General features: G+C 66.6%; 33 protein-coding genes and 1 tRNA gene. 2 read left to right on the top strand and 32 right to left on the bottom strand.

What is annotated here, in order from left to right; all coding sequences use genetic code 11:
- From BW991_RS13595 to BW991_RS13445, 31 genes are all read right to left on the bottom strand, one after another.
- Positions 1–1050, bottom strand: a complete 1050-nt coding sequence (locus tag BW991_RS13595; RefSeq protein ID WP_076602647.1) for a phage protease — start codon at positions 1048–1050, stop codon at positions 1–3.
- Positions 1051–1489: 439 nt separating this feature from the next.
- Positions 1490–2284, bottom strand: a complete 795-nt coding sequence (locus BW991_RS13590) for a response regulator (RefSeq protein WP_139335936.1) — start codon at positions 2282–2284, stop codon at positions 1490–1492.
- A 133-nt stretch (positions 2285–2417) separates the two neighbouring features.
- Positions 2418–2945 (bottom strand): phage virion morphogenesis protein, encoded by a 528-nt coding sequence (locus tag BW991_RS13585; protein WP_076602645.1) that lies wholly within the window; start codon positions 2943–2945, stop codon positions 2418–2420.
- 106 nt (positions 2946–3051) lie between these two features.
- Positions 3052–4317 carry a phage head morphogenesis protein gene (locus tag BW991_RS23520; RefSeq protein WP_084205081.1) on the bottom strand — a complete coding sequence of 422 codons (1266 nt, stop codon included), beginning with the start codon at positions 4315–4317 and terminating at the stop codon, positions 3052–3054.
- Positions 4307–5905 (bottom strand): DUF935 domain-containing protein, encoded by a 1599-nt coding sequence (locus tag BW991_RS13575; protein WP_076602644.1) that lies wholly within the window; start codon positions 5903–5905, stop codon positions 4307–4309. Before BW991_RS13575 ends, BW991_RS23520 begins: the two co-directional genes overlap by 11 nt.
- Positions 5906–5907: 2 nt before the next feature.
- Positions 5908–6219, bottom strand: a complete 312-nt coding sequence (locus tag BW991_RS13570; RefSeq protein ID WP_076602643.1) for a hypothetical protein — start codon at positions 6217–6219, stop codon at positions 5908–5910.
- Positions 6219–7865: a phage terminase large subunit gene (gene terL / locus BW991_RS13565; protein ID WP_076602642.1), complete on the bottom strand. Its 1647-nt coding sequence runs from the start codon at positions 7863–7865 to the stop codon at positions 6219–6221. Before terL ends, BW991_RS13570 begins: the two co-directional genes overlap by 1 nt.
- The gene (locus BW991_RS13560; protein WP_076602739.1) at positions 7846–8133 is read right to left on the bottom strand and encodes a Gp49 family protein; all 288 of its coding nucleotides are present in this window, start codon (positions 8131–8133) and stop codon (positions 7846–7848) included. The genes terL and BW991_RS13560 overlap by 20 nt, the downstream gene beginning before the upstream one ends.
- Before the next feature lie 19 nt (positions 8134–8152).
- Positions 8153–8653, bottom strand: coding sequence for a DUF1804 family protein (locus BW991_RS13555; RefSeq protein ID WP_076602641.1), 501 nt, complete (start codon positions 8651–8653; stop codon positions 8153–8155).
- The gene (locus BW991_RS13550) at positions 8640–8957 is read right to left on the bottom strand and encodes a hypothetical protein (RefSeq protein ID WP_076602640.1); all 318 of its coding nucleotides are present in this window, start codon (positions 8955–8957) and stop codon (positions 8640–8642) included. Before BW991_RS13550 ends, BW991_RS13555 begins: the two co-directional genes overlap by 14 nt.
- Positions 8957–9247, bottom strand: coding sequence for a VpaChn25_0724 family phage protein (locus BW991_RS24020; protein ID WP_076602639.1), 291 nt, complete (start codon positions 9245–9247; stop codon positions 8957–8959). The genes BW991_RS13550 and BW991_RS24020 overlap by 1 nt, the downstream gene beginning before the upstream one ends.
- Positions 9244–9606 (bottom strand): DUF2730 family protein, encoded by a 363-nt coding sequence (locus BW991_RS13540; RefSeq protein ID WP_076602638.1) that lies wholly within the window; start codon positions 9604–9606, stop codon positions 9244–9246. The genes BW991_RS24020 and BW991_RS13540 overlap by 4 nt, the downstream gene beginning before the upstream one ends.
- Positions 9603–10028, bottom strand: coding sequence for a holin family protein (locus tag BW991_RS13535; RefSeq protein WP_170879103.1), 426 nt, complete (start codon positions 10026–10028; stop codon positions 9603–9605). The genes BW991_RS13540 and BW991_RS13535 overlap by 4 nt, the downstream gene beginning before the upstream one ends.
- Entirely contained in the window at positions 10025–10228 is a 204-nt protein-coding gene (locus tag BW991_RS13530; protein ID WP_076602637.1) for a hypothetical protein, read from the bottom strand. The genes BW991_RS13535 and BW991_RS13530 overlap by 4 nt, the downstream gene beginning before the upstream one ends.
- Positions 10225–10737, bottom strand: a complete 513-nt coding sequence (locus BW991_RS13525; RefSeq protein ID WP_076602636.1) for an N-acetylmuramoyl-L-alanine amidase — start codon at positions 10735–10737, stop codon at positions 10225–10227. Before BW991_RS13525 ends, BW991_RS13530 begins: the two co-directional genes overlap by 4 nt.
- A gap of 111 nt (positions 10738–10848) precedes the next feature.
- Positions 10849–11511: a hypothetical protein gene (locus tag BW991_RS13520; RefSeq protein WP_076602635.1), complete on the bottom strand. Its 663-nt coding sequence runs from the start codon at positions 11509–11511 to the stop codon at positions 10849–10851.
- A 36-nt stretch (positions 11512–11547) separates the two neighbouring features.
- A complete protein-coding gene (locus tag BW991_RS13515; RefSeq protein WP_076602634.1) occupies positions 11548–11988 on the bottom strand; it encodes a Mor transcription activator family protein in 441 nt (146 codons plus the stop codon).
- Positions 11985–12419, bottom strand: coding sequence for a phage protein GemA/Gp16 family protein (locus BW991_RS13510; RefSeq protein WP_076602633.1), 435 nt, complete (start codon positions 12417–12419; stop codon positions 11985–11987). Before BW991_RS13510 ends, BW991_RS13515 begins: the two co-directional genes overlap by 4 nt.
- A 2-nt stretch (positions 12420–12421) precedes the next feature.
- On the bottom strand, positions 12422–12847 hold the full coding sequence (locus BW991_RS13505) for a hypothetical protein (RefSeq protein ID WP_076602632.1): 426 nt from the start codon (positions 12845–12847) through the stop codon (positions 12422–12424).
- Positions 12848–13050: 203 nt separating this feature from the next.
- Positions 13051–13341 carry an HU family DNA-binding protein gene (locus tag BW991_RS13500; protein WP_076602631.1) on the bottom strand — a complete coding sequence of 97 codons (291 nt, stop codon included), beginning with the start codon at positions 13339–13341 and terminating at the stop codon, positions 13051–13053.
- Between the two features lie 138 nt (positions 13342–13479).
- Positions 13480–14391: a recombination-associated protein RdgC gene (locus BW991_RS13495; protein ID WP_076602737.1), complete on the bottom strand. Its 912-nt coding sequence runs from the start codon at positions 14389–14391 to the stop codon at positions 13480–13482.
- A gap of 11 nt (positions 14392–14402) precedes the next feature.
- Entirely contained in the window at positions 14403–15026 is a 624-nt protein-coding gene (locus BW991_RS13490; RefSeq protein ID WP_076602630.1) for a DUF3164 family protein, read from the bottom strand.
- Between the two features lie 4 nt (positions 15027–15030).
- The gene (locus BW991_RS13485) at positions 15031–16038 is read right to left on the bottom strand and encodes a hypothetical protein (protein ID WP_076602629.1); all 1008 of its coding nucleotides are present in this window, start codon (positions 16036–16038) and stop codon (positions 15031–15033) included.
- Positions 16035–16289, bottom strand: a complete 255-nt coding sequence (locus tag BW991_RS13480; protein ID WP_076602628.1) for a hypothetical protein — start codon at positions 16287–16289, stop codon at positions 16035–16037. Before BW991_RS13480 ends, BW991_RS13485 begins: the two co-directional genes overlap by 4 nt.
- Positions 16286–16516, bottom strand: coding sequence for a hypothetical protein (locus BW991_RS13475; protein ID WP_076602627.1), 231 nt, complete (start codon positions 16514–16516; stop codon positions 16286–16288). The genes BW991_RS13480 and BW991_RS13475 overlap by 4 nt, the downstream gene beginning before the upstream one ends.
- On the bottom strand, positions 16513–16827 hold the full coding sequence (locus tag BW991_RS13470) for a helix-turn-helix domain-containing protein (protein WP_076602626.1): 315 nt from the start codon (positions 16825–16827) through the stop codon (positions 16513–16515). The genes BW991_RS13475 and BW991_RS13470 overlap by 4 nt, the downstream gene beginning before the upstream one ends.
- Positions 16824–17387: a hypothetical protein gene (locus BW991_RS13465; protein WP_139335935.1), complete on the bottom strand. Its 564-nt coding sequence runs from the start codon at positions 17385–17387 to the stop codon at positions 16824–16826. The genes BW991_RS13470 and BW991_RS13465 overlap by 4 nt, the downstream gene beginning before the upstream one ends.
- A gap of 2 nt (positions 17388–17389) precedes the next feature.
- A complete protein-coding gene (locus tag BW991_RS13460; protein WP_076602624.1) occupies positions 17390–18166 on the bottom strand; it encodes an AAA family ATPase in 777 nt (258 codons plus the stop codon).
- A gap of 61 nt (positions 18167–18227) precedes the next feature.
- A complete protein-coding gene (locus BW991_RS13455; RefSeq protein ID WP_076602623.1) occupies positions 18228–20363 on the bottom strand; it encodes a DNA-binding protein in 2136 nt (711 codons plus the stop codon).
- A 34-nt stretch (positions 20364–20397) separates the two neighbouring features.
- Positions 20398–21207: a hypothetical protein gene (locus tag BW991_RS13450; RefSeq protein ID WP_076602622.1), complete on the bottom strand. Its 810-nt coding sequence runs from the start codon at positions 21205–21207 to the stop codon at positions 20398–20400.
- Positions 21194–21457 carry a DNA-binding protein gene (locus BW991_RS13445; RefSeq protein WP_076602621.1) on the bottom strand — a complete coding sequence of 88 codons (264 nt, stop codon included), beginning with the start codon at positions 21455–21457 and terminating at the stop codon, positions 21194–21196. Before BW991_RS13445 ends, BW991_RS13450 begins: the two co-directional genes overlap by 14 nt.
- Positions 21458–21572: 115 nt before the next feature.
- Here BW991_RS13445 and BW991_RS13440 point away from each other — a divergent pair, with 115 nt between their 5' ends.
- Positions 21573–22085 carry a helix-turn-helix domain-containing protein gene (locus BW991_RS13440; RefSeq protein WP_084205078.1) on the top strand — a complete coding sequence of 171 codons (513 nt, stop codon included), beginning with the start codon at positions 21573–21575 and terminating at the stop codon, positions 22083–22085.
- A gap of 23 nt (positions 22086–22108) precedes the next feature.
- Complete coding sequence (locus tag BW991_RS13435) at positions 22109–22765, top strand: hypothetical protein (RefSeq protein WP_076602619.1); 657 nt, start codon at positions 22109–22111, stop codon at positions 22763–22765.
- 416 nt (positions 22766–23181) lie between these two features.
- Here BW991_RS13435 and BW991_RS13430 read toward each other — a convergent pair.
- Positions 23182–23257, bottom strand: a tRNA-Thr gene (locus BW991_RS13430).
- Between the last annotated feature and the right edge of the window lie 15 nt (positions 23258–23272).

Genomic DNA, 23272 nt, shown 5'->3' with positions numbered 1-23272 from the left:
TTACTCCTTCTTGCCCTTGGCGAACTCTTCGGCGGAAAGGCCCAGCGCCTTCATCACCGCGAGATCTGCGTCGGTGGATTGGTCGGCGTTTCCGCCGTGCTGCTTGCCCTGCGACTGCATGCCCTTGAGCGCAGCGACCTGCGGAGCCGTGGCGATGTAGCCCTTGAGCGCGGCCAGGTTGCTCTTGCCCAGGCTCTCGGCCCATTCCTTCTGCGCCGGCAGCAGCTTGCCGGCGGCCAGCGCGCCTTCGACCACGTCGGCGACTTCGCCTTCGGTCATGCGTGCGGTGAGCGCGGCGACCTGCGTCTGCAGCTCCTGCATGGTCTCGACCGGCACGTACTTCGCGGGGTCGGGGGTGGCGCCGGCAGCGGTGGCCACTGAGGCTTTCAGGGCGGCCAGTTCGGCCTTCGCGGTCTGCGCTTCGCCGGCCTTGTCCGCCTTGGACTTGAGCTCGGCAACGGCGCTGACGGCCGTCTCCTCGCTGGCGTCCTCGGGCAGACCCAGCGCGGCGAGCAGCTTCTTGAGCATCTCGTTCACGGAGTTCTCCTCTTCAGAGGGGTGGTGGAAAAGTGCGGACAGGGCCACGGCCGTCATGCCGTCGAGCCCGGGGTTGTTGGTGAGCGCCGCCATGCGCAGCGCGAGGATGTCGCCGGTCTTGTCGTCCCAGTCGATCACCGGAGACAGGTAGCGGTATTCGCGGTCGCCGATCATGTTGCGGGCGCGCGCGGTCCATTCGACGTCGGTCGCGTAGAGTCCGCGGCCTTCGCGCCATTGCAGGCCCGATCCGTGGAACCAGCCGGCCGCGGGCGCGGGCTGGCCGTTCTTCTCGGCGTGTAGCGTCTGGTGCTCGTAGTCGATGACGAGGGGGGTTTCGCGGGCGGCTGCGGCCTGGATGACACGGGCAGCCGTCAGCGCATCGAGCTTCCAGCCGGCCACGCCGGCCGGACGGCCCGAGCCGTCGGCGGAACGGAACACGCCCGCCGGCAGAAGCTGAATCTCAGCGCCGGCGGCGGGCAGGAGGACGGTCAGGGAAGCGGTGCGGGTAGCCATGCCGCCGATAATCGGCGGCGGGGGGTGGGGCTAGGGAGGGGAAGGCGTTCCGATGGACAAGGGCGCGCAGGAGGCCTGCAGATCCTACCGCTGAGCGATTCGTTCCATAAGCGCCGCGGCCGTGGCTACGTGACTTTCAGATTCTTCCCGCTTCCAGTGCTGGCCAAGTTCGTAATCTGCAATCACACGCTTCGCCTTGAGATCACGCAGCGTGTATGCGATTGATCGAGCGGCCAGCGAACCCTCTGCAATGTAGCGGTGCACTACTAATTCGTGGCTCCCCCCTCTGATTTCGTGCGCAGGAACTTGAGGACAGCTTGCCTCGGCACGATCCTTTGCGAGATGGTAAGCGGCGTAATACGCGCGACTGGTAGCTGATCTTAAAGCCACCTCGGACGCGTCATCGGAAAGCAACTCCCTCGCGAGGCCGATAAAGCTGTCAGGCGTAATAGGCATCGGCGTGTCGCACACAACTGAGGGTCAGATAGCTGGCCGTGTCATCGAGTCCATGCTCGACTAACGCATCTGCTATCAACAGATTCGTCTTGGCAATGTCATCGAATTCGGCACGAACTGTGAACATGCTCACCATGGATGGCGCGTCGGTAAAGTCGCCGACCCAACTGATGACTTGCCCGTGGCGCCTACGGATAACCTCCCCCGCCACTTGCACGGCCTGATGAATTACCCGTTCATCCACGCCGTCGCCGGCGAGTCGATCCAAGAGAAGGGGGAGCATCGGATTACCCGTCAGATTGAACTGTGAGCTGCCTTGATCTGAAAGGCCAAGCCTATGGGCTGCCGAGCGGCAGTCGGCGGCAAATCTGAATCGTCCTGCAGCCATGGCGGCCTCCGTTGCACTGCCTAATACCGTGGGATTGTCCGGGAAGCGTTGGACGAGATCCGAAAGAATCGCCTGCGACTCCTCAAAATACAGCAGAGCAGAAAGAAATGTCGCGTAATTCAGGTACGACTCCACAGCAATACCAGGGCAAGAGAACGCCCGCTCAAACGCCGAGCGCATCGCTCGTTCGTCCATCCTAAGAAAGGCCACGCCCCCAAGCACTGTGTATGCCGCAGCAACATCGACGCCCGAGGCGACTTGCTTTAGGGCGTCCCCCTCAAGGCGGCGCAACCTGAAATCGTCGGGACACTGCTCGTCAAACAGCACAACCAAGCGCTGCTCAAGTTCGCTGGTCTTCGGCTGGGGCATCGGATGTGAGATGTGTTGCATGGCGAATATCATATCAGCCACTCATAAACCCCGTTACTACCCCGTTACTTTCCCGCAACACCCCTGCGGACATACCTACGCCGCCCCTCACCCCTTCAAACCGCTCCACGGGGCTGTAAACGCGTCGGGCGCTTTACCCTCCCAGCGCCCCCAGCAGGTGCCGCTCCACGATCTCCAGGACCTGCACTTCATCCTCCGCCGACACCCCCAGAAACGGCCGAGCCGGGATCGTGCCCTTGCGGTTGCCGAACTGGTGCACCGCCGCGCCGCCGTCCCATTCCCCTGCGAAGCGATTGGTTCCGATCTCGACCCCACCTTCGACGAGCTGCCAGTCGATGGAGTCGGCGAGGATGCCGGTATCGACCAGCGGCTTCTTGTTCATCGCCCGCGCTGCGCCCTTGGCGCCCAGGCGGCCGTCCTTGTTGAAGTTCTTGCCGTCGCGGTTCAGGTAGCTGTCGAACGTCGCCTGCGCGTTGGGCGCCCAGCGCGTGCCGTCCGGAGCGGTGCTGGTGGCGAAGCGCTGCTTGGTGGATTCCTGCAGGACCTCGCCCATTTCCTTCATGGCCGGGGCCATGCCCGCGGGGCCGAGGGTGGCGAGCAGGCGGTTCAGGGCGTCGCGGACGGGGGCGCGGTCGAATTCGATCGTGATGCTGTCGGCCATCTGGGCTATCCTCTCAGTGCGGGCGAGGCGTGGAAATTTTCGGCGTCCACGTGTCCCGGGCGGCGCTGCCGCCGGTGAATGAGAGACTGCCGACTCTCCGCCCGCATCACTCCACCGGCACCCACACTCCGCCCTTCACTTCACCGTCGATGTCGCGCATCGCCTGGCGGTACGCGCTGACGATCATGTTCAGCTCGCGGGCGTCCGTCTTCTTGCCGATGCGGTAATCGAACTCGACGGCGATCTTCTGCGCGGCGTCCTCGCCGGCCGGCAGGACGAACAGCAGGTGCCCGGTGCGCTCGTGGAAGAGCACCTGTTCGGGCGCGTCGAGCAGCTCCGGCAGGCGCCGCCATTCGGCATCGGTCAGGCCATCGCGGGAGCGCTCCTGGTGGCGCCGTTCCTTCGGCCCCAGCACCAGGTTGTCCTGAACCGCGATCTCGGCGGACGCGGGCTCGATCTGGCGCTCGGTGCGCAACCAGTCGAGGACCGAAGGCTGCAGTGCGCCGACGACGTGATGACGGCGCGCGCCGACGGGTCCGCTCGCGCGCCAGGCGTCGACGGTGTCGTACCAGGCCAGCCGCCGTTCCATCGCCAGCGCGGGGGCGAGCTGCTCCCACATCGCGGCGCCGATCGGCGCGTCCAGGTTCAGCAGCTTCTGTCCGACCAGATCGGCGAGCGGCGTCGCCGCGTTCGCACCTGGGGCATAGGCCCAGCCCTTGTCGATGCCCATCGGCGCGCCGGTCTTGGGGTCGATCGCGCGCCAGCCCGCGGGCGGCTCGGTGGCGTCGCCGTCCTTCGGACCGGTCACGGCCGTCACACGGCAGCGGCAGCCCCAGCCGTTGGGCGGGAAGTGGGTCTGCCAGAAGAGGTGGTCGTGCGGTAGCGTCAGGCGCATGTCGCCCCAGCGCTTGTGCAGCGGGCGCGGGTGCAGCACCGAGTCGTTGTGCACGTAGCGCCAGAACGGGCGGTTCTTCACCATGTCCGCGTCGGTGAGCTGCGCCCAGCGGCCGGCCGCGTAGCTCGTGCGCAGGTTCGTCTCGTAGATGACCTTCGTGCGCCACGCCTCGCCGGCCTTGGAGCCTTCGCCGGTCCAGCCCGTCCAGCCGTGTTTCGCGACGATCTGGCGGAAGTCCTTGCGGAAGGTCTCCAGCGTGGTGCCGGCGGCGATCGCCTTGGCGACGGCCTCGCGCAGATCCTGCAGCAGGTCGGCCTTCATCGCCCCGGCAACGACGAAGGCCCGGTCGTGCGCGGCCTTGCGGATGTCGTCCCAGGCCTCGGTCGGCAGGTTCAGCTTCCGGCGGAAGAACCCGATCTGCTCCGCGAACGGGAGATCGAACGCGCCGGCCGCGCCCGCGGTGGCCTTATCGGCCATCCTGCACCTCGCTGCGGCCGGCGAGGTGGATCGCCGACAGGGCCGTGGCCATCACCGTTACCAGCTCGTCGGCGGGCAGGTGCTCGTAACGCGCCAGCAGCTGCTCGCGGAACTCCTCCAGGCTGCCGGCTGCGGCCAGCATCGCCTCGATGTCCTCGCGCCAGGCGTTGATCTGCTCTTCCGCCTGCGCGGCCAGCGCCGGGGTCAGGCGGTCGGCGGGATCCGCGAAGTTGCCCGACGAGGCGCCGGTTTCCAGCCGCGTCGCGAGCGCGGCCGTGCGATAACGCGCGGTCAGCGCCACGGACTGCGCGCCCGGCTGTACCGGGGGCGTTACGTTGCCACCGAACACCGGCTCATCGTCGGCCGCTTCGGGGATGCGCAGCTTCTCATGCACCCAGCTCACCGGGATGCGCGCGCCGCCCTGGGCGAGCGCCGGCAGCGCCTCGGAATACAGCTTCAGGTCTTCCGCCTCGCCCAGGTCGAACACCCAGCGCGGGCAGCGGCGATAGCTATCGAGCCCGCCCTGGTTGAGCGCGATCAGCGGATACACCAGGTCGCGCGTCAGCGTGCCGGCGATCTGGCGCGCATCGGCGATCAGGATGTCGCGGCGCACCTCGGCGTGCAGATCTGCGACGCCGGAGCCCAGCCCCGTCGCCTTCGCCTCGCTGGAGAGCACCTGCCCGAGGATCGCCTTCGACTGCGCCCGGTCGGCCCAATCGACCATCTCCAGGTGCGGCGTGCCCGAGGCGCTGCCGGTGATCTTCTGGATCTCGATCGCCATCTGCTCGGGCATGATTGCCCGCGCATCGTGCCCCAGCGCCGTCACCGCGCGCATCAGGCTCGATTTCTCCTCGGGCGTCGCGCTCTGCGGGTACTTTCCGACGATGATCGGCAGCCCGTAGGTTTCCAGGAATTCGGCGAAGTCCCCGATGCTGTACGCCTTGTACAGGAAGGGCCACAGCAGCACGCGCGAAAGGCCCATGCGGCCGAGGTAACCGGTTTTCGCCTTCACGTGCTGGTGCATGATCCAGCCCATCGGGATCGGCTCCGCGCCGTCCGAGCTGCCGTCCTTCAGGCGCAGCGAGCGGCGCATCGCGTCGAGCTGGAACCACGTCTGCGGGCGCGGGTGGAACTTCGGTAGCCATTCCGTTCCCCAGCGCTCCCACTCGATCTCTATGGGCGCGAAGCCGTGGCCCACCGCATCCATCATCGCGAGGATCACGTCTTCCAGATCGTCGACCACGTCGCGCAGGATCTCCTCGACCCAAGCCGAGAGCTTCTTCTCCGCGCGGCTCGCGTTGGCCGGCGGCTCGATCGACCAGTCGAGCCCCAGCACCGCCCCGCGGCGCTTGTCGAACTCGCAGCGCAGGTGCGCGTCGCGGTCGTACATGTCGTCGAACAACTGGTGCTGCGCGATGATGTTGCCGGTGTCGGCCTCCTTCAGGATGCGCGCCGCCTTCGCGGGGGTCAGGCCGTCGAGCTGCGATTGCACCAGTTCGTGCTGGAGCACCGCCACGCGCGCGGTTTGCGGCTCGCGCAGGATGCCGGTGTCGATGGGGGTGCCGTGTTGGTCGAGGATCTTTGCCATGGTTACCTTCCGGGCCGCACGTGCGTCATTTGCCCGCAGTGCTGGCACTTCGTTCGTGATTTCGCTTCGAGCTTTTCGCGTTCCGCGACCATCGCCACGCGGCGTTGCTCGAAGCGGCTTTCCTCGCGGGCGAGCCGTGCAAGCACGGCGATCGCGTTCAACTTCGCGCCGCAATCGGTGCACTCGACCTCGGCCAGATCCTCATCGACGGCCAGATGCACATGCCGGCACTTGTCGATCTGAAAACGGGTGCGGGCCTCCGACAGGCAAATGACGTTGGTCGGCGCTTCGATGTCGTCGATCTTGATGATCATCAGAACATCCTCCTCGAGGAGAACCCGCCGAAGTCGTCGCCGCCCACGCCGCCGCCCCCATGCCGCGCCACGCTCTGAAAACCGCCGATGCTCCCCATGCCGCTGGTCGCCGCCATCCACAGCATCTGCAACGCGTCCGGGCCGTCGTCGTGGTCGCCCTTCGGGAAGTGGCGCAGCTGGTCGATCAGCGTGGTCTGCCCCGGGTGCAGGCGGATCAGGCCGTTCGCCATGTGCGGCTGCAGGCTCTCGATGCGCAGCAGCTTGTCCGCGATCGGCTGCACGCCCCGCGCCGGTACCGGAATGCCGCGGGCGGCAGCGCGCTTCACCAGCTCCGAGTACAGGAAGGCCTGGAACTGCACGGTCTCGATCACCCACAGCAGGCAGCGGTACTCCGCCTGGTAGGCGATCACGTCTTCGATGATGCGATCGGGCAGGCGCTTCTTGATGCCGGCCTCGACCACATCCAGGATGCCGGTCGAGCGGTTGAAGCCGCCCACCAGGAGCGCCGACGGATCGCGGCTCGCCCCGGCCTTGCCCAGCGAGGGGTCGCAGGCGCCGTAGAAAATCCAGTCCGCGAGCCGATTGACCCAGAAGGAAATCACCTTCGCGAACGGCGCGTTGTCGCCCGCTACCGGGTCGTTCTGGTACTCGCTGTCGAAGGTGTCGTGGCCGTCGCGGGCGCGGATCTTCATCAGCGCCAGCAGCGGGCGCGCCGCCCAGCTGCATTCCGAACCGGCCTCCATCGCCTCGCGGTGCTCCTGGTAGAACGCGTCCGCGGCGTCCTCGCCGTCATTGCGCAGGCGCTCTTCCCAGCGCTCCCACAGGTCCATGCGGTCCGGCCACTTCAGCAGCGCCTTGAACTTCGCCGCGCGCCACAGCTTGTTCGCCAGCGTGCGGTTCAGCACCGAGTCGTAGTGCAGGATGGTGCCGATATACACCACGTCGAACTTGGCGCCCGCGCCGCCCAGCGGCAGGATCGTCTTCGACACCCAGCTCTGCAGCTTGTCGCGCTGGTCGGGATTGCGCACCTGCTCGTCGTTCTCGATGTCGTCGAGCACGGCCAGATCCGGACGGTACGGGCCATGCCGCAGACCGCGCAGCTTCTTGCCTGAGCCCGCCACCTGCACCTTCGCGTCGTTGCGGGTAACGATCGTCCCGGCCTGCCACACGCGCCCCTGGCCGGTGACCTCGGGGAAGTCCATCTGCAGCCGCGGGTTGAACTCCAGCTCCGCCTTGATCGCTTCCAGCATCGGGTACGCCTGGTCGATCGAGTCCATCACGATCACCGGGTAACGCTTGCGGCCGGTGACCAGGCACCACAGCACGAAGAGCTGCGACACCAGCGTCGACTTCGCCTCTCCTCGAGGAGCGGCGATCGCGTCGGTCTCGCTCTTGCTGCTGGCGACGATCTCTGGCAGCCGCGCGAACAGGTAGTCGTGCAGGCGCGAGCGGTGCGGGCTGCGGACGTAGTGCGGGAAATAGGTGTTCGTGAAGTAGCCGAAGTCCGCGTGCGCGGCTTTGCGCCGCTTTTGGCACTCGGCGGGGTCCGGGTCAAAGCCGGCAACTTCGGCCTCGATCCGGGCACGGAAGGAGGCGGCGAGGTTCGCGAGGTCGGCGAGGAAGGATTTACGGGTGCTGGTGGTCATTGTACCGAGCCACAGGCGGTGCCAAGCGCTCGCGCAGGAGGTAGCCCTCCAGCTCCCAGACCTTCTCGATGGCCTGCTTTCGAGCTTCGCTGCGGCCGATGCTCCAGTCCTGCCGGGTCGGATCGATGGCGCCGTAGTTAATCCCCACGACCTTCGCGCCGTTGCGCAGATGCAGCGTAACCATTGTGATCGTCGTCGCGGGGACGTTCTCCACGGTCTCTTTTACGATCACGGACTCCACGTCTGCCGGCGTAAGGTACGTCTTCATCTTGGGTTGCTCCTGGTTGTTACCCATACGCCCTCGCAATCTCATCCCCGAACGCCTCGAGCTGCTCCACGAACTCCCCGGCCAGCGCCGGCTTGCGCTTCGCCATGAACTCCCCGAAGCGCTTGAGCACGTCCATCGCGATCGCCAGCTTGTCCGTCTCCGGCATCAGCCGCCGCGAGACATTCGCCAGCTTGTGGTACGAGTCTCCCAGGCTCGCGAGCATCTGCACCTTGGTGGTCGGGTCCATATCCGGCGCGGCCTGGATGGATTCGATGGTGGCCTGTACCTGCTGCACCATCACGGCCAGCGTCTGGCGCACCACGTCCTCGATACCGCCCCCTGCGATCATCTGCGCGCTGCGCGCCTTGTCCCAGTCGTCGCCCGCGTCCTTCGCCTCGCGCTTCCAGCGCCGCGCGGTCGCGGTCGGCACGCCTTCCTTGACGGCCGCCACCTCGAGGCCGAGCTGGTCGAAGACGTAGGCGCCGCGCACGGCCCGGCGGGTGTCCTCACCGTGTGCCATAGCCGTCCTTCAACCACACATGCCCCTTGCCCGCGGGGAATACCGGCGGCTTCCAACGAGAATTCTTCCTGCGGCACACATTGACCTGAAACAACGCCGCATCGATGTACGCTGCGCCGTTCGGCGCTTCCGGGTGCAGTTCTACCGGCTTAAGGACAAATGCCTGGTAGTAGTAGCGGGGGCGATGCCGGTCGGCACGCCACCGGGCGAGCCCGACCACTTCGCACTCGATCCATTCGCACTCGAACGTCGACGCGCCAACAAGCTGGACCTTGCGAACGGGAACGGAAGCCATGATCTTCATCACAGCTGCCCCGGCTCCGGACGCTTCACGCCCGGCACCTGCGCACGGCCGGTCGCCACGTCCGACCCGCGATCGGTCAAGGTCGCCACGTCGTTCTTCCACTCCACCAGCCCTTGCTCGGCCAGCCAGGCGCAATCGGTCGCCACGCGGTCGAGGCTCACCGTGTAGCCGACCAGGCCGATCTGCTCGCGCAGGCCGCGGGCCGGCATCATGTAGGCGGGCGCCATCACCAGCACCACAAGGATCGCGCGGCGGCGGTCCCTCTCGACCATCTGTTCGGCGGTGTTCATCGCATCCCCTTCTCTGCAATCTGCGCCAGGATCAGGCGCAGCGTGTCGTTCATGCCCTTCATTTCGCCCGCCATCTGGCTCACGGCCTGCGTGGTGGCGTTGATCTTTTCGTAGAGCTTGCCCAGGTCGTCGTGCGTGGGCGCCCGGTCCAGACGGCCTTCCAGGCGCGCCAGACGCTTGTCCTGCTCGTCGGCGCGATCGTCGAAGTCCTCCTGCAACTTCGAGAACTTGCGGTCCACTTCCTTGTTGCGATCGCCGTAGCGCACGTACAGCCACAACCCGGCGTTGGCTACCGTGTTGATGATGCTGCCGAGGCTGCCGAGGAGCACCAGCCCGAACTTGATCTCGTCGGATATCACCGGGCGGCCCCCTTGCGCTTCTCCAGCGAACGGGCGCCCGTGTAACCGAGATAACCGGCGCCGAAGAGCCACCACAGCTCCTCCGGGATCGCATTCAGCCAGGCGGTGACGCCCACCGTGAAGGCGGCCACTGCGGCCGGGTTGAACACCTGCGCGATGCCCACCGGGATCGACGCCAGGATCATCACGTACATCACATACATGAAGCTGGGCCGCGCCCGGCTGGTCCAGGGGTCTGCGCTCTGCGCCTCGGCCAGGATCGCCGACAGCTGCACCCGCACCACGTCGAGCTCGCCCGCCTGGCGCGCGCGGTACAGCTCCAGCTCCGCCGCGGCACGCTGCGCGGGGTCGGGGATGGCGCGCTTCAGGATCTCGCTGCCGAGCTCCAGCACGCGGTCGATGACCGGAATCGTGATGCTCATCCCTGCGATTCCCCCATCTCGCGCACCACCAGCACGTTGCCGGGCTTGAGATGCACGGTCGCCGTCACGCCCGGCGCGATCGCATTTGAGCGCACAGGCGTGTCGATCACCTGGCCATACGGATCCACCTGGAACACCTGGGCGAGCAGTGAAACGCCGCTCTCGGCGTCGTGATGCGTCACGGAAACGCGCGTCGTCATTTCGGCAGCTCCAGCGAGTGATTGCGCAGCGGCAGCATGTCGCCAGCCAGCCAGTCGCCCACATCGAACCCCGGGCACTCCTTGTTCACCCCGGCCAGATCGCGATGACCGCACACCCCGCGGTAACCGTTCGACGCGTCGGCAAGCTGCAGCGGTACGCGATGGGCCGCGCACAGATGCCGCAGCTGGTCGAGCAGCGCGCCCCACTGCGGGTACGTGAAACGGTCGGTACCGACGAGGCAGATGCCCAGCGAGCGGGAATTCACCCCGCGCGCATGCGCGCCCACCTCGGACGGATGCCGCCCCGCGGCGCGTGCGCCGTTCGGGTACAGCACCCAGTGGTAACCGATGCTGCGAAGGTCAGGATTGAAACGGGCCGCCGCCGACGGATCGCGGCGAAAACCGCGCTGGGCGTGCCAATGGTCGATATCCAGCGTGCTCGTCCAGCGGCCATCGGGCGTGGCGGAGCAGTGGATGACGATGAGGTCGATTGTGCGCGTTGGGTTCATGCCCGCAGGATGCGGGGCGCACGCACGACGCGACAGGCGGAAGCGATTCCGGGTGAAACGAAAAGCCCCGCTCGGGGCGGGGCTCGGGGTCGGACTCTAGCACGGGAGAAACTAGAAGAGGACTTCTCCGTTCATTCCCGCATGCTTCACGCTGAAACCCCCGCCGTTCTGGACCAGCTCGCACTCGTATTCGTTGCGCAACGTGGCCCCGAATCCGTTCTGGGCATCCACGTACCCGATGACATTCACCGATCCGTCCGGTCGCCGACGCACCAGATCCTTCCCTGATGCAAAACTCGCAGAGGATGGCGCTTTCAGCCCGCGTTTGATGACGCTCTGGCACGCAGCTGTTGCCGAAAAATCGTCAGTTGCGTTGCCGTCCCTCGGGGCATTCGCCAGGGCCACGATTACTGCGACGAGGCCAAGCAAAACGATTACCTGTGTCCGGCGCGATACGGGCTTCGGGCCGGCAGGTTTCCGCTGCCCACAGTGAGGGCAGCTCTTTGCCCCCCACGACACCACCCCCTTGCAGGCGCGGCAGGACGTGAGATTCGCCTTGATCTTGTCTTCCTCGGCAACTCGCGCCTCGTCCTCCCGCTTTCGAGCAGCTTCAGCGACGCCCGCATCGCGCGCGGCCTGTTCCTCGGCCTGTTGGCGCTTCTTGGCCTGAGCCTCAAGGAATTTCTGATAGATCACGCCGCAGCTCGGACACTCGTAGTCCGGCGCGGCATCAGTCGATTGCCTGGTGTAACCGCACTTCGGGCACGTCGTCATGGCATATCTCCTTTGCATTGCCGCAGGATTCTACCGTCAGAACAACCCCATCTGCCCACCCCGTTCCAGCACCCGTCCCGCGCCGTCGTCCGGGCGCTTCAGCACCTCAGTCACCCACCGCGTGGTGCAGCCGAACTCGATCGCAATTTCCTCCAGCGTCGCACCGGCATCGCAGCGCGCGCGCATCGCGCGCATCCGTGCCCGCGCGATCGCCGTCTTGCAGTTCGGGATCTCCATCACGTCGCCGCCGTACTCCGCCACGATGCGCTCGGCGCCGCGCTGCCCGACGATCTCCGCCAGGCGCTCGAAGCGCGCCGCGCCGGCCGCGTTGTTGTCTGCCGCCTTCGGTACCGGGTACGGAATCCCGCCCAGTTCGCGGATCAGCGCCTCAGCCTTCGCCCAGCCCACCAGGCGCACCAAGTCGCGCGCCGTCGCGGGCAGGTCGGATTCCAGGATCGGGGGCGCCGGCCGCTTCATTTGGCGAGCTTGAACTGCAAGGTACGGTGCAGCGCGCCGACGAGGTGCTTCAGCGCCACCGGGTCGGCGAAGTCGACACACTCCGCCCAGCCGTTGCGCTTGGCGATCGCGTCCGCGTACTTGAGCGTATGCACCTCGCCGGTCACGCGGTGCAGCTCGGCCAGCAGCGCGTCGATCTTCGCCAGCAGCGGCGCCCGATCGGCCGTCGGCATCGTGCGCCTGCGCCCCGCATAGCCGTTCTTGCCGCGGTTCAGGTGGTCCAGTACCTCGGACAGCTGCCCCATCGTGCAGTCTTTCAGGCTCGTATGGCCGGTCAGGTTCTTCACCAGCAACCTGCGCGCATCTTCGTCGATGCCGAGCTTGGCGCAGGTGGCACAGATCGCGCTGCGTCGTTTGGCAATCTGGGCAGCGAGGGGAGCGGATGCCGCCATGGTCAGGCCTCCGACTGGATGCGTTCGACCGTCGTGCAGGTCTTGCGCAGGTGGCGACACAGGGCCTTCGCGTTTGGCCAGTGCGGGAACCACATCGGATCGGTTTTCTTCTCGGCGACGCCGCGGTACCAGTCGCGGATGTCCTTCGGAAGCCCCCGCTGTTTCAGTCGCTTGGCGGCCTCGGCCCGCTCCTTGGGTTTCCACAGGAACGAGCAATGCTCGCGCCAAAACTTGCGCACATACTCCGGCTCACCCTTGAACCATTCGCCCTTGATCCAGCCGTCCACATAGACGGAGACCACATACTTCAACCCCTTTTCGCGCTCGACCTTGAGCGTGATCTCGTGATCGTCGCAGCGCAGTTTGACGGGGCAATACGGGTGCGAAAGGTCGCTTTCGACTTGCGCCCATTGTTCCTTCGTAAGCATCTTCAATCTCCGGGTTTCAGGGTGGCGATACCGATCGCCGCGACAAGGAACATGAGCAGCCCCAGGGGGCCATCAACGATCCCCGCAGCCGGGATCAGCAGGACATAGGCAATCAGCGGCATGTCGGCCTCCGTTGGCGTTACTCGTCTCGCCGGATGGCCCCGTGCAGTAACGAAACTGCGGAGGCCATCGAGCCAGCCGGGTCAGGGGTTCAGGATGTCGTCCAGCACCTTGCCGGCCGAGAACTTGACGGCGACGCGCTCGGGAATCTGGATCTCCGCGCCGGTCTGCGGATTGCGCCCCGTGCGCGCGGCGCGGGTGCTGGTCTTCAGCTTGCCCAGGCCGGGCAATACGACCTCGGCATCGCAAGCTCCGGCGGCGAGACCGAAATGGTTGGCAATGACCTTGCCCTGCGCGTCGAGAATCGACTCGACTGCCACCTTGGGCAGATTGGTGTAGGCGGCGATGCGGTCGATCAGTTCGGCTTTGTTCATGCTTCGAATGCTCCAAAGTTTGTAAGGGTTGCCGGCTCCCGGCTGCCTTTTCGGGTTGCCCCTGGCGGCTCTTTGCTTTTTCCGTACCGGCTGGTTCCGTTATGTGCCCGACGGTTTCCTGCGGTTCGCAAATTCGATTCAGCCGTCGTTCGGCCGCAGCTCGCCGCCAAGCGCCTCGACAACGGCCGCCAGCAGACGCCGCAGCTCGCCCGTCATCAGCGCGAAGCCGGCGTCGAACAGCGCAGCCGCGTCCTCGGCGCCCTGTTCCTCGAGCTTCTCTTTCACCAGGTCCAGGAAGTCGAGCCGCTTCAACTCGAGCTTCTCGGTCAGCACGAAGCTCACGCGGTCATCGAAGGTCAGCGCCAGGCGCGTCGGCAGCTTCCCGGCCGTCAGATGCCCGCGCACCTCTTCGCCTTCGAGCGGGTGATGCACGTAGCGCACCGCGGCATGGTCCTCGGTGATAGAGCGCAGCTCGCAGTCCTGGTCGATCGTGAAGCCGGCCGGCGCCTCGCCGCCTGCGAGCCAGTCGGCCATTGCGCTGGTCGGCGACAGCTCGGTGCGCAGCAGCGCGAGCGGCAGCCAGTCGAGGGTCTGGCGCAACACCTCCAGCACGTCCTCGGCCCGCGTCTGGCTGGGGGCATCGACCCCGAGCCACCCGTCGACCGGATCGATCCACGCGAAAACCTTGGTACGGCGGACGAACGCACGCGGCAGCAGCTCCTGCAGAACCTGCTCGCGCAGATCCTTCATCTGCTTGCGGCCGGGCTTGTAGCCCTGCTGCTCGGCGATCGCCTCGGCGCGCACCTCGGCTTCCTGCTTCACCACCGACGACGGCAGCAGCTTCTGCTCGAAGCCCAGTGCGATCAGCCATTGGTCGCCGACTTGATGCAAAAGGAACTCGTCACCGGTCGGCGACACCCAGCCGCGTGTCTCCTGATCCTGGTTGCCGCAGGGCTGGAAGCCCTTGCGTGCGAGCTGCTCGGCCAAGTCCTCGGCGGTCATCGCCCACGGCGCCGGCAGGCGGTAAATCATCAGGTTCTTGAAGAACATCATGGACCTCCTCAAACCGCCGCCAGATCTAGCGGAATCGCCCGGTACTGGTCCGAGTCCCCGATGCGCTCGTACACCCGCACATAGATCGCAGTCCCGGTGCTCTGGATGGAATCCTTGATGGCCTCCATCGCGCTTATCCATTCCTCGTCGTCGATCTCGAGCCGCAGCAGCTCAAGCACGGCCGCAGTCTTGATCTGGCCCTTCGAGTCGGTGCGGAACGCGCGATCGACCAGGGCGCGGATGTGCGGGTTGGCGCCCTGGCTCCAGCGCTCGATGCAGTTGTTGATCAGAGCCTTGGCGGCCTCCAGCTCCTCGGTGAAGGTGATGCGCTCGGCGACCGACCTCTGCACCTTGTAGCGCCCGTCGTAGGTCGTGATGCTGACGTTGCCCTTCTTGCCGCCCAGGGTGACCTCGTAGCGCTCACCGGCGATCTTCACCAGGTCGGCGATGTCGTTCAGGGCTCGCGCCTTGAAAGCGGCCAGCTGCTGGTTCAGCGCGACCGCCAGTCCGGACAGTTCGCGGGCGATCTCGTCGCGCAGCAGATCCTGTTCGCGCACCTGGTCGCGGGGCACGAGGTGGCCGGCAGCGTTGCGCATGTAGCCGTCCGGGACGGCGGTGTCGGTGGTGCTCATCGGTTCAGGCTCCGAGGTTGGAAACAGGTTGATTGCCCGGCACGCCGAGCAGCAGCGCGAGGCGCTTGGTGGCGTCCGCGGGGATCAGAAGGATTTCGTTCTGGGCGGCGATCGTCAGTCGTCCGTCGTCCCACAGTGCGAACTCCACGCGCTCCGGCGCCGGCGGCTCGGCAACTTCCATCACCGTCAGATCACCGGCCCGATACAAGGGGGTGGGCGCGCGCCGTTCCACAGTCGGTGCGATCGCGGCCGGCTCGGGTTCGACGGGCGCGGGCGCTGCCGCCTCGGCGATCGTCGTCAGCACCTCGGCTGCAGCAGTGACGACGGCAGCCGGTACCGGCTCCTCCGGCAGTGAGGCAGGCGCCGCCTCCGGGGCTGGCTCCGTCGCCGGGTCGTAGTACGCCGCCGCCGTCCGGCCGCCGTTCTGGACCTCGATCACGGCCAGTTCTCCCTTGGCGACCAAGGCCTTCAGGGCGAAGCGGATGTTCTGCGGGTCGTCGAACATCTTTTCTGCAAGCTGCGAAACGCGCCACGAGTCGGCCTTGCTCACGCCGGTTAGGTGTTTCGCAAGCTCGGCCTGCAGCGTTCCATGAGCGCGGCGGGCGTTGGTGGGGGTATCCATAACGGGCTCCTTTTTTGTTTCGGTTTTCTTGGCCGGCGCCGGCTTCGGCGCAACGGCGGGTTTCGGGGCGCTGCGCGGTGCAAAGGCCTGAAACAGGTCATCCGCCCGCGGCTTCACGAACAGCGCGGTATGACTGTTGCTCGTCCAGCCGGAGCTGCTCGGTGGCAGCCCGGTCGGCCAGAGCGCCAGCCACGGTTCCGGGTCGCCCTTCTTCTGGATGTGCGCGGTGTTGATGCGCCGCTCGCGGTACAGCTGCTCCACCGCGGCCCAGAAGCCCGGCTCGGCACCGCCGACCATCGCCAGCACGTCGGCCGCGCGCGACGGGCGCTGACCGGTCGACTTGGCGATCCTGGCGAGGATGCGGCCGTGAAGATCAGCAGGCGTGGTCATGCCTTGATCTCCCACTTGGCGCACACGGCGTTTTCCCTGGTCGCGTGCCCCGTTTCACCCGCGGCCATCGGATGACCGCAACGCGCCTTCAGGTTCACTCCGCCCCAGCCACTGGTCACCGTCTCGAAATGGAAGTAGCGGCAGGTAGCACAACGGTTTTGCTGCCCGTCCTTCTTGCGCTCCGTCGGCGTCATCCAGCCCATCCGGTACCGCGCCTGCTCGGTCGGGGTGCCATAGCTATCGGCCTTCATCGCGTCGCCCCCTGCAACTGCACCGGATCAACGAACGCCACTTCCTCTGCCGGCTCCTCATCGCCGCACAGCGCGCGGAACTGCACGGCGAGATCCACCGCACGTTGTGCCTGCGACCGGGCTTCCTCCACGCGTCGGGCGTCGGCCACGTCCATCACCAGCACGCCGCAGGCAAACGCCAGCACCACGGGCAGAAGGCGCTTTTCGCAAAACTCGGTCAGGTTCATGATTCCTCCGGACGATGGGCGCAGCCTTGGCAGCGCATCCACCAGGTGAGGCGGGCCGAGCCGCCGAAAGGTTTGGGCGCCAGCGCCTTGCGCACGCACAGCTCCGGCTCCACCGACTCGCCCAAGTGCGGGCACACGCGCCGGTCATACGCCCGCACGATTGCCGCCTCGAGGCGCGCCGCGTCGCGGTCGTACTTGCCGCCCTGGTACAGCGACACCGCGGTGCGGCTGTAGCCGATCTCAGCGGCGATCTGCGTCAGCGTCTTGCCCGCGGCCCTTTGGGCGCGCAGCAGCACCTGCGCGGGACTCATGCCGCGCCCCGCCTGATCGCAAACGTCTCCCCGCTGTTCGGGTCGAACACCACGCCGTGCGCCTGCCGCACCACCGGCGCCTGCCGGCCGTTATTGCGCACCAGCCTGTAACGCTTGTACCCGTTGCTGGTGGGCGTGTGACCAGGGTGGCGCTGCTCCAGCACCGCGACAAACCCCGCCCGTTCCAGCGCCCGCAGGTACGCCGACAGGTTCGCGCAGGCATCCCGCTCGCTGCCGTCCGACAGCGTCGACAGCAGGTCGGGCAGGCTCACCGTGCCGCGCGCGCGCAGCACCCACCACACCCGCTGGCGCAGCCCTCGCGTCCGCGTGTGCAGGCGCTTTCCCTGCCCGCTTGCCACCTGCCGGCCCTCGGCCAGAAACATCCGACCGGCCTCGGTCGGGGCGTATTCGCCGGTTGCCACTGCCGTCACCAGCCCGCGCCGCTTAAGGCGCTGCACCGCCATCACCACGGCCTTGCTGCCGCCGCCCACCGCCGCGGCGATCGCCGGCAGCTGCACCGTGCCGCGCACGATCTCCACCAATACGGCTTGTGCACTCACGCTCACTTCTTACCCCCGTGCGCGAGGTGGAGCGGCGCCGCGGCACGCTTGGGCGCCGCCTTCAGCGCGCGCTCCCAGTCCTGGCACAACGGCAGGCCCTGCACGTCGGCGAGCACCAGCGAGCGCTTGCCCAGCTTCTCCGCGATACGCTCGAGGTTCGCCAGCGCGTCCGAGATCAATCGGTAGCGCGCGCCGCTCTGCTTGTGCACCTCGGCAATCAGCGCATCGTCCAGCCCCACCTCGCACTGCTCGCGGGCATACAGGGCCGAGTCTTCCAGGCTCGGCGGCAGCAACTCGCACACGCAGCCGATGCGCGTCTTGATGTGGTCGTACCTGTCGAGCAGGTAGCTCTCGCTCGTGTGGCACACCAGCACCAGGATCGTCCCCGCCTTCTCCGCCAGCCGGCGCAGGTACTCGATGCACTCGGCCTTGTTGTGAAAGCCGTGCTGGCACTCGTCGAGGATGATCGGGCGCGGCGCACCGTGCTCGTTCTTGAAGAACTCCACCAGCGCCAGGAACTCCGCGAACCCCGAGCGCTCCTTCACGCCCGTCTCGGCCTTCAACGCATCCTTCAGGTAGCGCAGGCTCATGCCCGGAATCCCTTCCAGGAACACCGCATCCACCGCGCTGCCCCAGTTGTCCACCACACGCGTCTTGCCCACGCCCGGCTTACCCTTCACCGGCAGCAGGCAGCGCTCGATCGCCCCGCGGTTCTCCAGCATCGACACCGATGCCAGAAAGCGCCGGTGGTTCTCCGTCTTCACGAACAGGTGTTTCATGTAAGCTCCCTTGTGTTGTGTTTCGAAGTCGTGTTCCGAAATCGGCCGTCGGGGGTTGCCGCTACCCGGCGGCCTTGTCTTTTCTGGGGGCCTGATCGGCCGGCCCGTCCTCGTCGGCGTCCGCGTCCAGCGCGTCGCCCGCCAGCCAGGTCGCCATCTGCAGGTAATCCATCGTCGCGGCCGGGATCTCGTCGGGCGCCTCGGGCGCCTCGTCGGCCAGCGCCAGCAGGTCCGGCAACGCCTCGCCCTGCGGCCGGCGCGCTTCCATCGCCGCCAGCTCCTCGTCGCTGATCGCCCCCACCAGGTCAATTGGCGCGGCCGGCACCATCGGCGTCAGGTCGAACACCTCGCCCAGCTCTGCCTGCGCCTCGGCGATGATCCGTTCGCCACGCCGCGTCTTGCCGGCCGCCCGCGCTGCCCGCAGCCGGTCCATCTCCGGCACCGGGAAGGCCGCTTCCCTGTGGCTTTCCCAGTCGGCCACGCCCAGAAACACCCCTTCCATCGTCAGGATCTGCACCGTGCTCGCGTCGTGCAGGTCATAGCGCACCCGCACCTTCGCCCCCTCGGGCAGCAGCTCCACCAGATCGGCCTTGCAGTACGCGTTGCCGAACAGGCTCACGCGGCCGCGCTGCGGCACCCGCACCACCTCCGGCAGCCACAGCGCCGCCAGCTCCGCATCCGTCGGGCCGAACACGATCGAATCGCGGTCCAGCCGTGCCTGATACTCGTCCTCCGGGGTGTTGCCGTTCAGCTCCCGATGCGCGTGGTGCAGGTTGTACTCATCGACCACGCGCGCCACGTCATCCAGCAATTGGCGGAAGCTCGGGATGCGCACGCCCCCCTGATCCTTGCGGTTCAGGAGCTTCAGCATCTTCGTGGTCGCGTTTTCGTCCGCCCCGCGCCACGTGCAGGTCGGGTACTCGCGTGCCAGCGGGATGAACGTCACCTGCCACAGCCGCTCGATGATCCCGCGCGCCTGCGGGTTGCCCGGGATGCCCGTCTCGTGCGCAATGCCCTGGCGCGCCAGCGTGCCCGCCACCGGGCAATCGAGCCGCTTGCCCGTCTGCCCGCTGCCGTTGTCGCTGTAATAGACCAGCGGCCGGGCGCGGGTCACCGACTGCGCATGGCGGAAGGCGTCCGACACCGCCACCGTCGACTCCGCCAGCGCCACACTCCAGCCCACGATCTTGCGGCTCACCCAGTCGATGATCACCGTGATCTCCGGCGTGAAAGGCTGGCCGTGGATCGGGTGCTGCACCTTCGCCTTGAAGCTGTGGCCGTCGCCCACCCAGATGTCGTTACTCTTGAACATCGACACGTCGCGCTCGACGTACGGCCGCAGCGCCCGCCACTCGCTGCCCGTCATGCGGCCGCGGTACTTCACCGTTACCGGCAGGCTCTGCTCGATGCGCACCGCCGTCGCATAGCTCGGCGCCTCGATCCCGCGTTCGGCCAGGTACGGCACAATCTTGCGGTGCACATCGGCCACCGGCGGGCGCGTCGGCACGCAGAAGAAGATCAGGAAGGCCATCACATGCACCGGGTCGTGCCCCGTCTTCTCGCGCTTGCCCGGCACCAGGTACAGCCCCACGTCCCCGGCCAGCCGCCCCTGCTCGTAGAAGGCCATCATCCGCTGCAGCCGCCCGAGCTGCGCCGTCACCCCGCCCAGCGGCCCGCCCGTCTTGCGCGGCTTGAGGTAGGTTTTCAGCGCCGCGTCCTGCAGCTCGATGCGCGCCTCGCCGCTCACCAGCCGCTCAGCCAGCTCCGTGCACGCCCGCTTCACCGAACAGTCCGCCGCCGCCATCGCCGCCTCCACTGCACGGCACAGGATCAGCGCCGCCTCCTGGTAGCGGCGCCCCCAGTCGTCGAGCTGCTCGCCGGCGGCCTTGCGCACCTGTCCGCGCACCGTCACCACTTCCCCCGGCGCCTGCACCGCCGGCAGGTTCTGGCGCGCCGGGGCGGGCAGGGCCGGCGCCTTCGCCGCCGCCGACTGGTCCAGCACCAGCCCGAGGAGATGCTGCTGCGTTTCGGCCGGCAGGGCGGTCAGGGCGTATTCGAGGCCCTTGCCTCGCTCTTTTGAGCGACTAGCCCACAAATTTTTTTGGGCAGCCTTCTTCACGCCGCGATCCGTCGTCGGCATCCCCGGCAGCCCCGCCAGCTCCTGCGCGCTGTACCAGCCCTTGTGCGGGTCAAGCATGCCTACTCTCCGGTCACGGTCTTGGGTTGTTTGATCACGCGGCTCGCGCTGGCTCGCGGCGCAGCGTTGCCAGCACCCCGTCCACCAGCTCCGCCAGCGCCGCGTCATGCGGCTTCAACGCCACATCGACGTAGCCATCGCGCTGCGCGTCGAGCAGGCCGAGCAGCGCGGCATGCGCCTCGTCGTTGCCATATTCGTCATCGCTGACGAACTCGACACCGTCGGCCTTTTGCTCCAGCACTCTCAGCGCCTGCCAGTCGGCTCCCTGCGCCGCCAGAAAGCGTCCGAAACCGTGCCAGTGGCTCGACAAATCCCAGTGCCCCTCGCCCATCGCGTAGTCCAGCCCTGCCGACGGCATGGCGTCGAACAGCTCCTCGTACTCCGGGTCCGTGCGGATCGCCGTGACGGTCGTGCCGAAGCGGCTGCGGTAGCGGTAGGCTTCCGCCACGTACTGCTCCGCCGGCGCGCCGTCCACCAGCCACGCCGAAAAATGCCCCAGCAGCGCCTCGGTCGGCTGGCGTGCCGCGTGCTCGGCCGGCACGTGCGGCAGAAAAATGCGGTTCGCCATCGCCAGCAGGATCACGCCGCCAACCTTCACCCTATCCGCGTCGGAAAGGTTGGCCAGGCTATCCACCGCCGCCAGCCGCATGTAGCCATTCAGGCGCAGGCACAACGCCTCGTAGCTCACGCTCTGCATCGGCAGGTTCAGCCGATCCTCTTCTTTTTCCGGCACCGGCTGCTCTGCCATCGCCCACAGCGCGCGCAGCACATGCAAACCCCACCCGGCGTACACCGCCCGCTCGCATAGCCGAATCACATCCACCCGCAGTTCATTCAGTTCCATCGTCTTTCTCCTCGTGTGAAAAAACCGGCGCCTCATCGATCACGCCGTTCTTGATGCCGAGCTTCACCGCAATGCGGTGGCTCTGCCCGCGCAACCCGCGGCGCTGCCCCGACAACACCATGTACACCAGCGCCGGGGTGAAGCCGTTCTCCTTCGCCCACGCCACCACCGTCTTGCCGGAGCGGTGAAACGCCTCCCTCGCTTCCTTGAGCGAGCGCACGCGTTTTCCTTTTGGAACAGCTGCCGCCATCGCTTATCCTTCCGTTAGGTTTCGTTTCGTTGTGTTGAATTATTCGCTCTATAGTGGTGTCTGTCAACCACCATTGAGCGTTCCGATTTCCGCTTTTTTGTAGCGGAGAGCAAAAATGACTAAAAGCCCTGCAAGATCAACACTTAAGGAAAATCGGAACAGTTCCGATTTGAAAACGACGGCGGTTCCGATTCGCTCTTCTGAATCGGAACAGTTCAAAGACCGACTTCGAGAGACGATCGGTGACAGAAAATTAGTGTGGTTTGCGAAGGAGTGCGGGTTCTCGGACAGCCTCCTCGGCGCTTACCTGCGGGGAGAGAAGCTGCCAGGGCTGGAGAACCTCGTAGCGATGGCTAATGTCGGCGGGGTCTCGATAGACTGGCTGGCCACGGGCCGTCCGCCCAAGACCCGCGCCGAGCTGCGCGCGGCCGGCGCCGCGCCAGCGGCCGGCCTCGACCAGGGGCGCCTGCAGCTCGCGCTCGCCACGGTCGAAGAGGGGCTCGCCGCCACGCGGCGCGTCATGGCGCCCGACAAGAAGGCCGAGCTGGTGCTGGCCGTCTACGACCTCTACCAGGAACCGTCCATCACCCGCGACCGGGTGCTCAAACTCGTCAAATCTGCGGCCTGAGCGCCGCATCTTCAGGGGAACGTATGTCGGAAGAAGAAAAAACCGCACAGATCCTGCAGCTCTTCAAGGCGGGCGCGACGCCCGCTCCACGGCGCAGGTCAGCCGCTGCAAAGTCCGTGCAGATCACCGTCAATGGCGCGGTCAGCGGGCAGATCGTGGGCGGCGACGTAAACAACTACACCGTGGCGCGGCCACCACGGCCTCGCGTTGTCGTCACGCCCGGCGACGGGGTCGTTACCGAGGAGCAGAAGGCCCGCATCAACGCGCTGCGCATCGACTGGATCGCCTTGCACAACAGCATCAAGCGTGCGCCGTTGACCGACGCTGCCGCGTGGATCCGCATCAACCGCAAGGCCGGCGTCACCTCGTACCACCTCATTCCCGCCGAGCGCTTCGACCTGGTCGTCAAGTTCATCAAGCAGGAAATGGCCAAGCTCCGCGCCATGCCCTCGGCGCCGTCGAAGGACGACGACTGGCGGCGCTCGAGAATCAGCGCCATCAAGGCCCGCTGCAAGAACCAGCTCGGTGACGCCGACGCCTACAAGTCCTACATCCGCAAGAACTTCAGCCTCGAGTCCCTCGCCGACCTCTCGACCGACCAGCTGCGCCGCACCCACAGCTACATCATGGGCAAGGAGCCGGCACCGCCCGAATTCCCGGCCGCCCCCCGCGACGCATAAGCCGCCGCCCCATACAAAACGGGCCTGTGGATAACCCCAGGCCCGTTACTTTTCCCCGCCGCCGCTCATTCCGTGCCGATCCAGTAACGATCGCATGTCAAATCCGGTGCGAATCTGCCCATTTTTTGAGCATTCCGCGCGGAATCCGTCGCAAATCCGACGCCCCCCGAAATCGCCCCGAATCCCAGTCCCCGCGCGGCCTCCCGGGTCCTCGCCCCTCCCTGGCCCCTCGTGACAAATGAACAGCCCCCCCACATCATGCGGAACCGTCGCGCGTGGCAGAACCGGATGCATCGGGCATGGGAAGTATCGGCGGGAAATCGGCTGCGGCCGGCGTATCGCGCGACACGCGGGCCGCTCCGCAGCCGGAAAGCAAAAGGCCAACCCCGAAGGATTGGCCTAAGTGCTTGAATCTATGGTGCCGTTGAAGTGAATCGAACACTCGACCTACTGATTACGAATCAGTTGCTCTACCAACTGAGCTACAACGGCGAAGAGCCGGGAATA

It is taken from the genome of Aromatoleum tolulyticum, from assembly GCF_900156155.1.
GTDB lineage: Bacteria > Pseudomonadota > Gammaproteobacteria > Burkholderiales > Rhodocyclaceae > Aromatoleum > Aromatoleum tolulyticum.
The sequence above is the reverse complement of the archived record's forward strand: the minus strand, read 5'-3'. Positions and strand labels throughout refer to the sequence as shown.

What these genes read in the sequence shown, in the direction of transcription:
- BW991_RS13595 (WP_076602647.1), bottom strand. Translation starts at nt 1,050, where the DNA reads ATGGCTACCCGCACCGCTTCCCTGACCGTCCTCCTGCCCGCCGCCGGC.
- BW991_RS13590 (WP_139335936.1), bottom strand. Translation starts at nt 2,284, where the DNA reads ATGCAACACATCTCACATCCGATGCCCCAGCCGAAGACCAGCGAACTT.
- BW991_RS13585 (WP_076602645.1), bottom strand. Translation starts at nt 2,945, where the DNA reads ATGGCCGACAGCATCACGATCGAATTCGACCGCGCCCCCGTCCGCGAC.
- BW991_RS23520 (WP_084205081.1), bottom strand. Translation starts at nt 4,317, where the DNA reads ATGGCCGATAAGGCCACCGCGGGCGCGGCCGGCGCGTTCGATCTCCCG.
- BW991_RS13575 (WP_076602644.1), bottom strand. Translation starts at nt 5,905, where the DNA reads ATGGCAAAGATCCTCGACCAACACGGCACCCCCATCGACACCGGCATC.
- BW991_RS13570 (WP_076602643.1), bottom strand. Translation starts at nt 6,219, where the DNA reads ATGATCATCAAGATCGACGACATCGAAGCGCCGACCAACGTCATTTGC.
- terL (WP_076602642.1), bottom strand. Translation starts at nt 7,865, where the DNA reads ATGACCACCAGCACCCGTAAATCCTTCCTCGCCGACCTCGCGAACCTC.
- BW991_RS13560 (WP_076602739.1), bottom strand. Translation starts at nt 8,133, where the DNA reads ATGAAGACGTACCTTACGCCGGCAGACGTGGAGTCCGTGATCGTAAAA.
- BW991_RS13555 (WP_076602641.1), bottom strand. Translation starts at nt 8,653, where the DNA reads ATGGCACACGGTGAGGACACCCGCCGGGCCGTGCGCGGCGCCTACGTC.
- BW991_RS13550 (WP_076602640.1), bottom strand. Translation starts at nt 8,957, where the DNA reads ATGAAGATCATGGCTTCCGTTCCCGTTCGCAAGGTCCAGCTTGTTGGC.
- BW991_RS24020 (WP_076602639.1), bottom strand. Translation starts at nt 9,247, where the DNA reads ATGAACACCGCCGAACAGATGGTCGAGAGGGACCGCCGCCGCGCGATC.
- BW991_RS13535 (WP_170879103.1), bottom strand. Translation starts at nt 10,028, where the DNA reads ATGAGCATCACGATTCCGGTCATCGACCGCGTGCTGGAGCTCGGCAGC.
- BW991_RS13530 (WP_076602637.1), bottom strand. Translation starts at nt 10,228, where the DNA reads ATGACGACGCGCGTTTCCGTGACGCATCACGACGCCGAGAGCGGCGTT.
- BW991_RS13525 (WP_076602636.1), bottom strand. Translation starts at nt 10,737, where the DNA reads ATGAACCCAACGCGCACAATCGACCTCATCGTCATCCACTGCTCCGCC.
- BW991_RS13520 (WP_076602635.1), bottom strand. Translation starts at nt 11,511, where the DNA reads ATGACGACGTGCCCGAAGTGCGGTTACACCAGGCAATCGACTGATGCC.
- BW991_RS13515 (WP_076602634.1), bottom strand. Translation starts at nt 11,988, where the DNA reads ATGAAGCGGCCGGCGCCCCCGATCCTGGAATCCGACCTGCCCGCGACG.
- BW991_RS13510 (WP_076602633.1), bottom strand. Translation starts at nt 12,419, where the DNA reads ATGGCGGCATCCGCTCCCCTCGCTGCCCAGATTGCCAAACGACGCAGC.
- BW991_RS13505 (WP_076602632.1), bottom strand. Translation starts at nt 12,847, where the DNA reads ATGCTTACGAAGGAACAATGGGCGCAAGTCGAAAGCGACCTTTCGCAC.
- BW991_RS13500 (WP_076602631.1), bottom strand. Translation starts at nt 13,341, where the DNA reads ATGAACAAAGCCGAACTGATCGACCGCATCGCCGCCTACACCAATCTG.
- BW991_RS13495 (WP_076602737.1), bottom strand. Translation starts at nt 14,391, where the DNA reads ATGTTCTTCAAGAACCTGATGATTTACCGCCTGCCGGCGCCGTGGGCG.
- BW991_RS13490 (WP_076602630.1), bottom strand. Translation starts at nt 15,026, where the DNA reads ATGAGCACCACCGACACCGCCGTCCCGGACGGCTACATGCGCAACGCT.
- BW991_RS13485 (WP_076602629.1), bottom strand. Translation starts at nt 16,038, where the DNA reads ATGACCACGCCTGCTGATCTTCACGGCCGCATCCTCGCCAGGATCGCC.
- BW991_RS13480 (WP_076602628.1), bottom strand. Translation starts at nt 16,289, where the DNA reads ATGAAGGCCGATAGCTATGGCACCCCGACCGAGCAGGCGCGGTACCGG.
- BW991_RS13475 (WP_076602627.1), bottom strand. Translation starts at nt 16,516, where the DNA reads ATGAACCTGACCGAGTTTTGCGAAAAGCGCCTTCTGCCCGTGGTGCTG.
- BW991_RS13470 (WP_076602626.1), bottom strand. Translation starts at nt 16,827, where the DNA reads ATGAGTCCCGCGCAGGTGCTGCTGCGCGCCCAAAGGGCCGCGGGCAAG.
- BW991_RS13460 (WP_076602624.1), bottom strand. Translation starts at nt 18,166, where the DNA reads ATGAAACACCTGTTCGTGAAGACGGAGAACCACCGGCGCTTTCTGGCA.
- BW991_RS13455 (WP_076602623.1), bottom strand. Translation starts at nt 20,363, where the DNA reads ATGCTTGACCCGCACAAGGGCTGGTACAGCGCGCAGGAGCTGGCGGGG.
- BW991_RS13450 (WP_076602622.1), bottom strand. Translation starts at nt 21,207, where the DNA reads ATGGAACTGAATGAACTGCGGGTGGATGTGATTCGGCTATGCGAGCGG.
- BW991_RS13445 (WP_076602621.1), bottom strand. Translation starts at nt 21,457, where the DNA reads ATGGCGGCAGCTGTTCCAAAAGGAAAACGCGTGCGCTCGCTCAAGGAA.
- BW991_RS13440 (WP_084205078.1), top strand. Translation starts at nt 21,573, where the DNA reads ATGACTAAAAGCCCTGCAAGATCAACACTTAAGGAAAATCGGAACAGT.
- BW991_RS13435 (WP_076602619.1), top strand. Translation starts at nt 22,109, where the DNA reads ATGTCGGAAGAAGAAAAAACCGCACAGATCCTGCAGCTCTTCAAGGCG.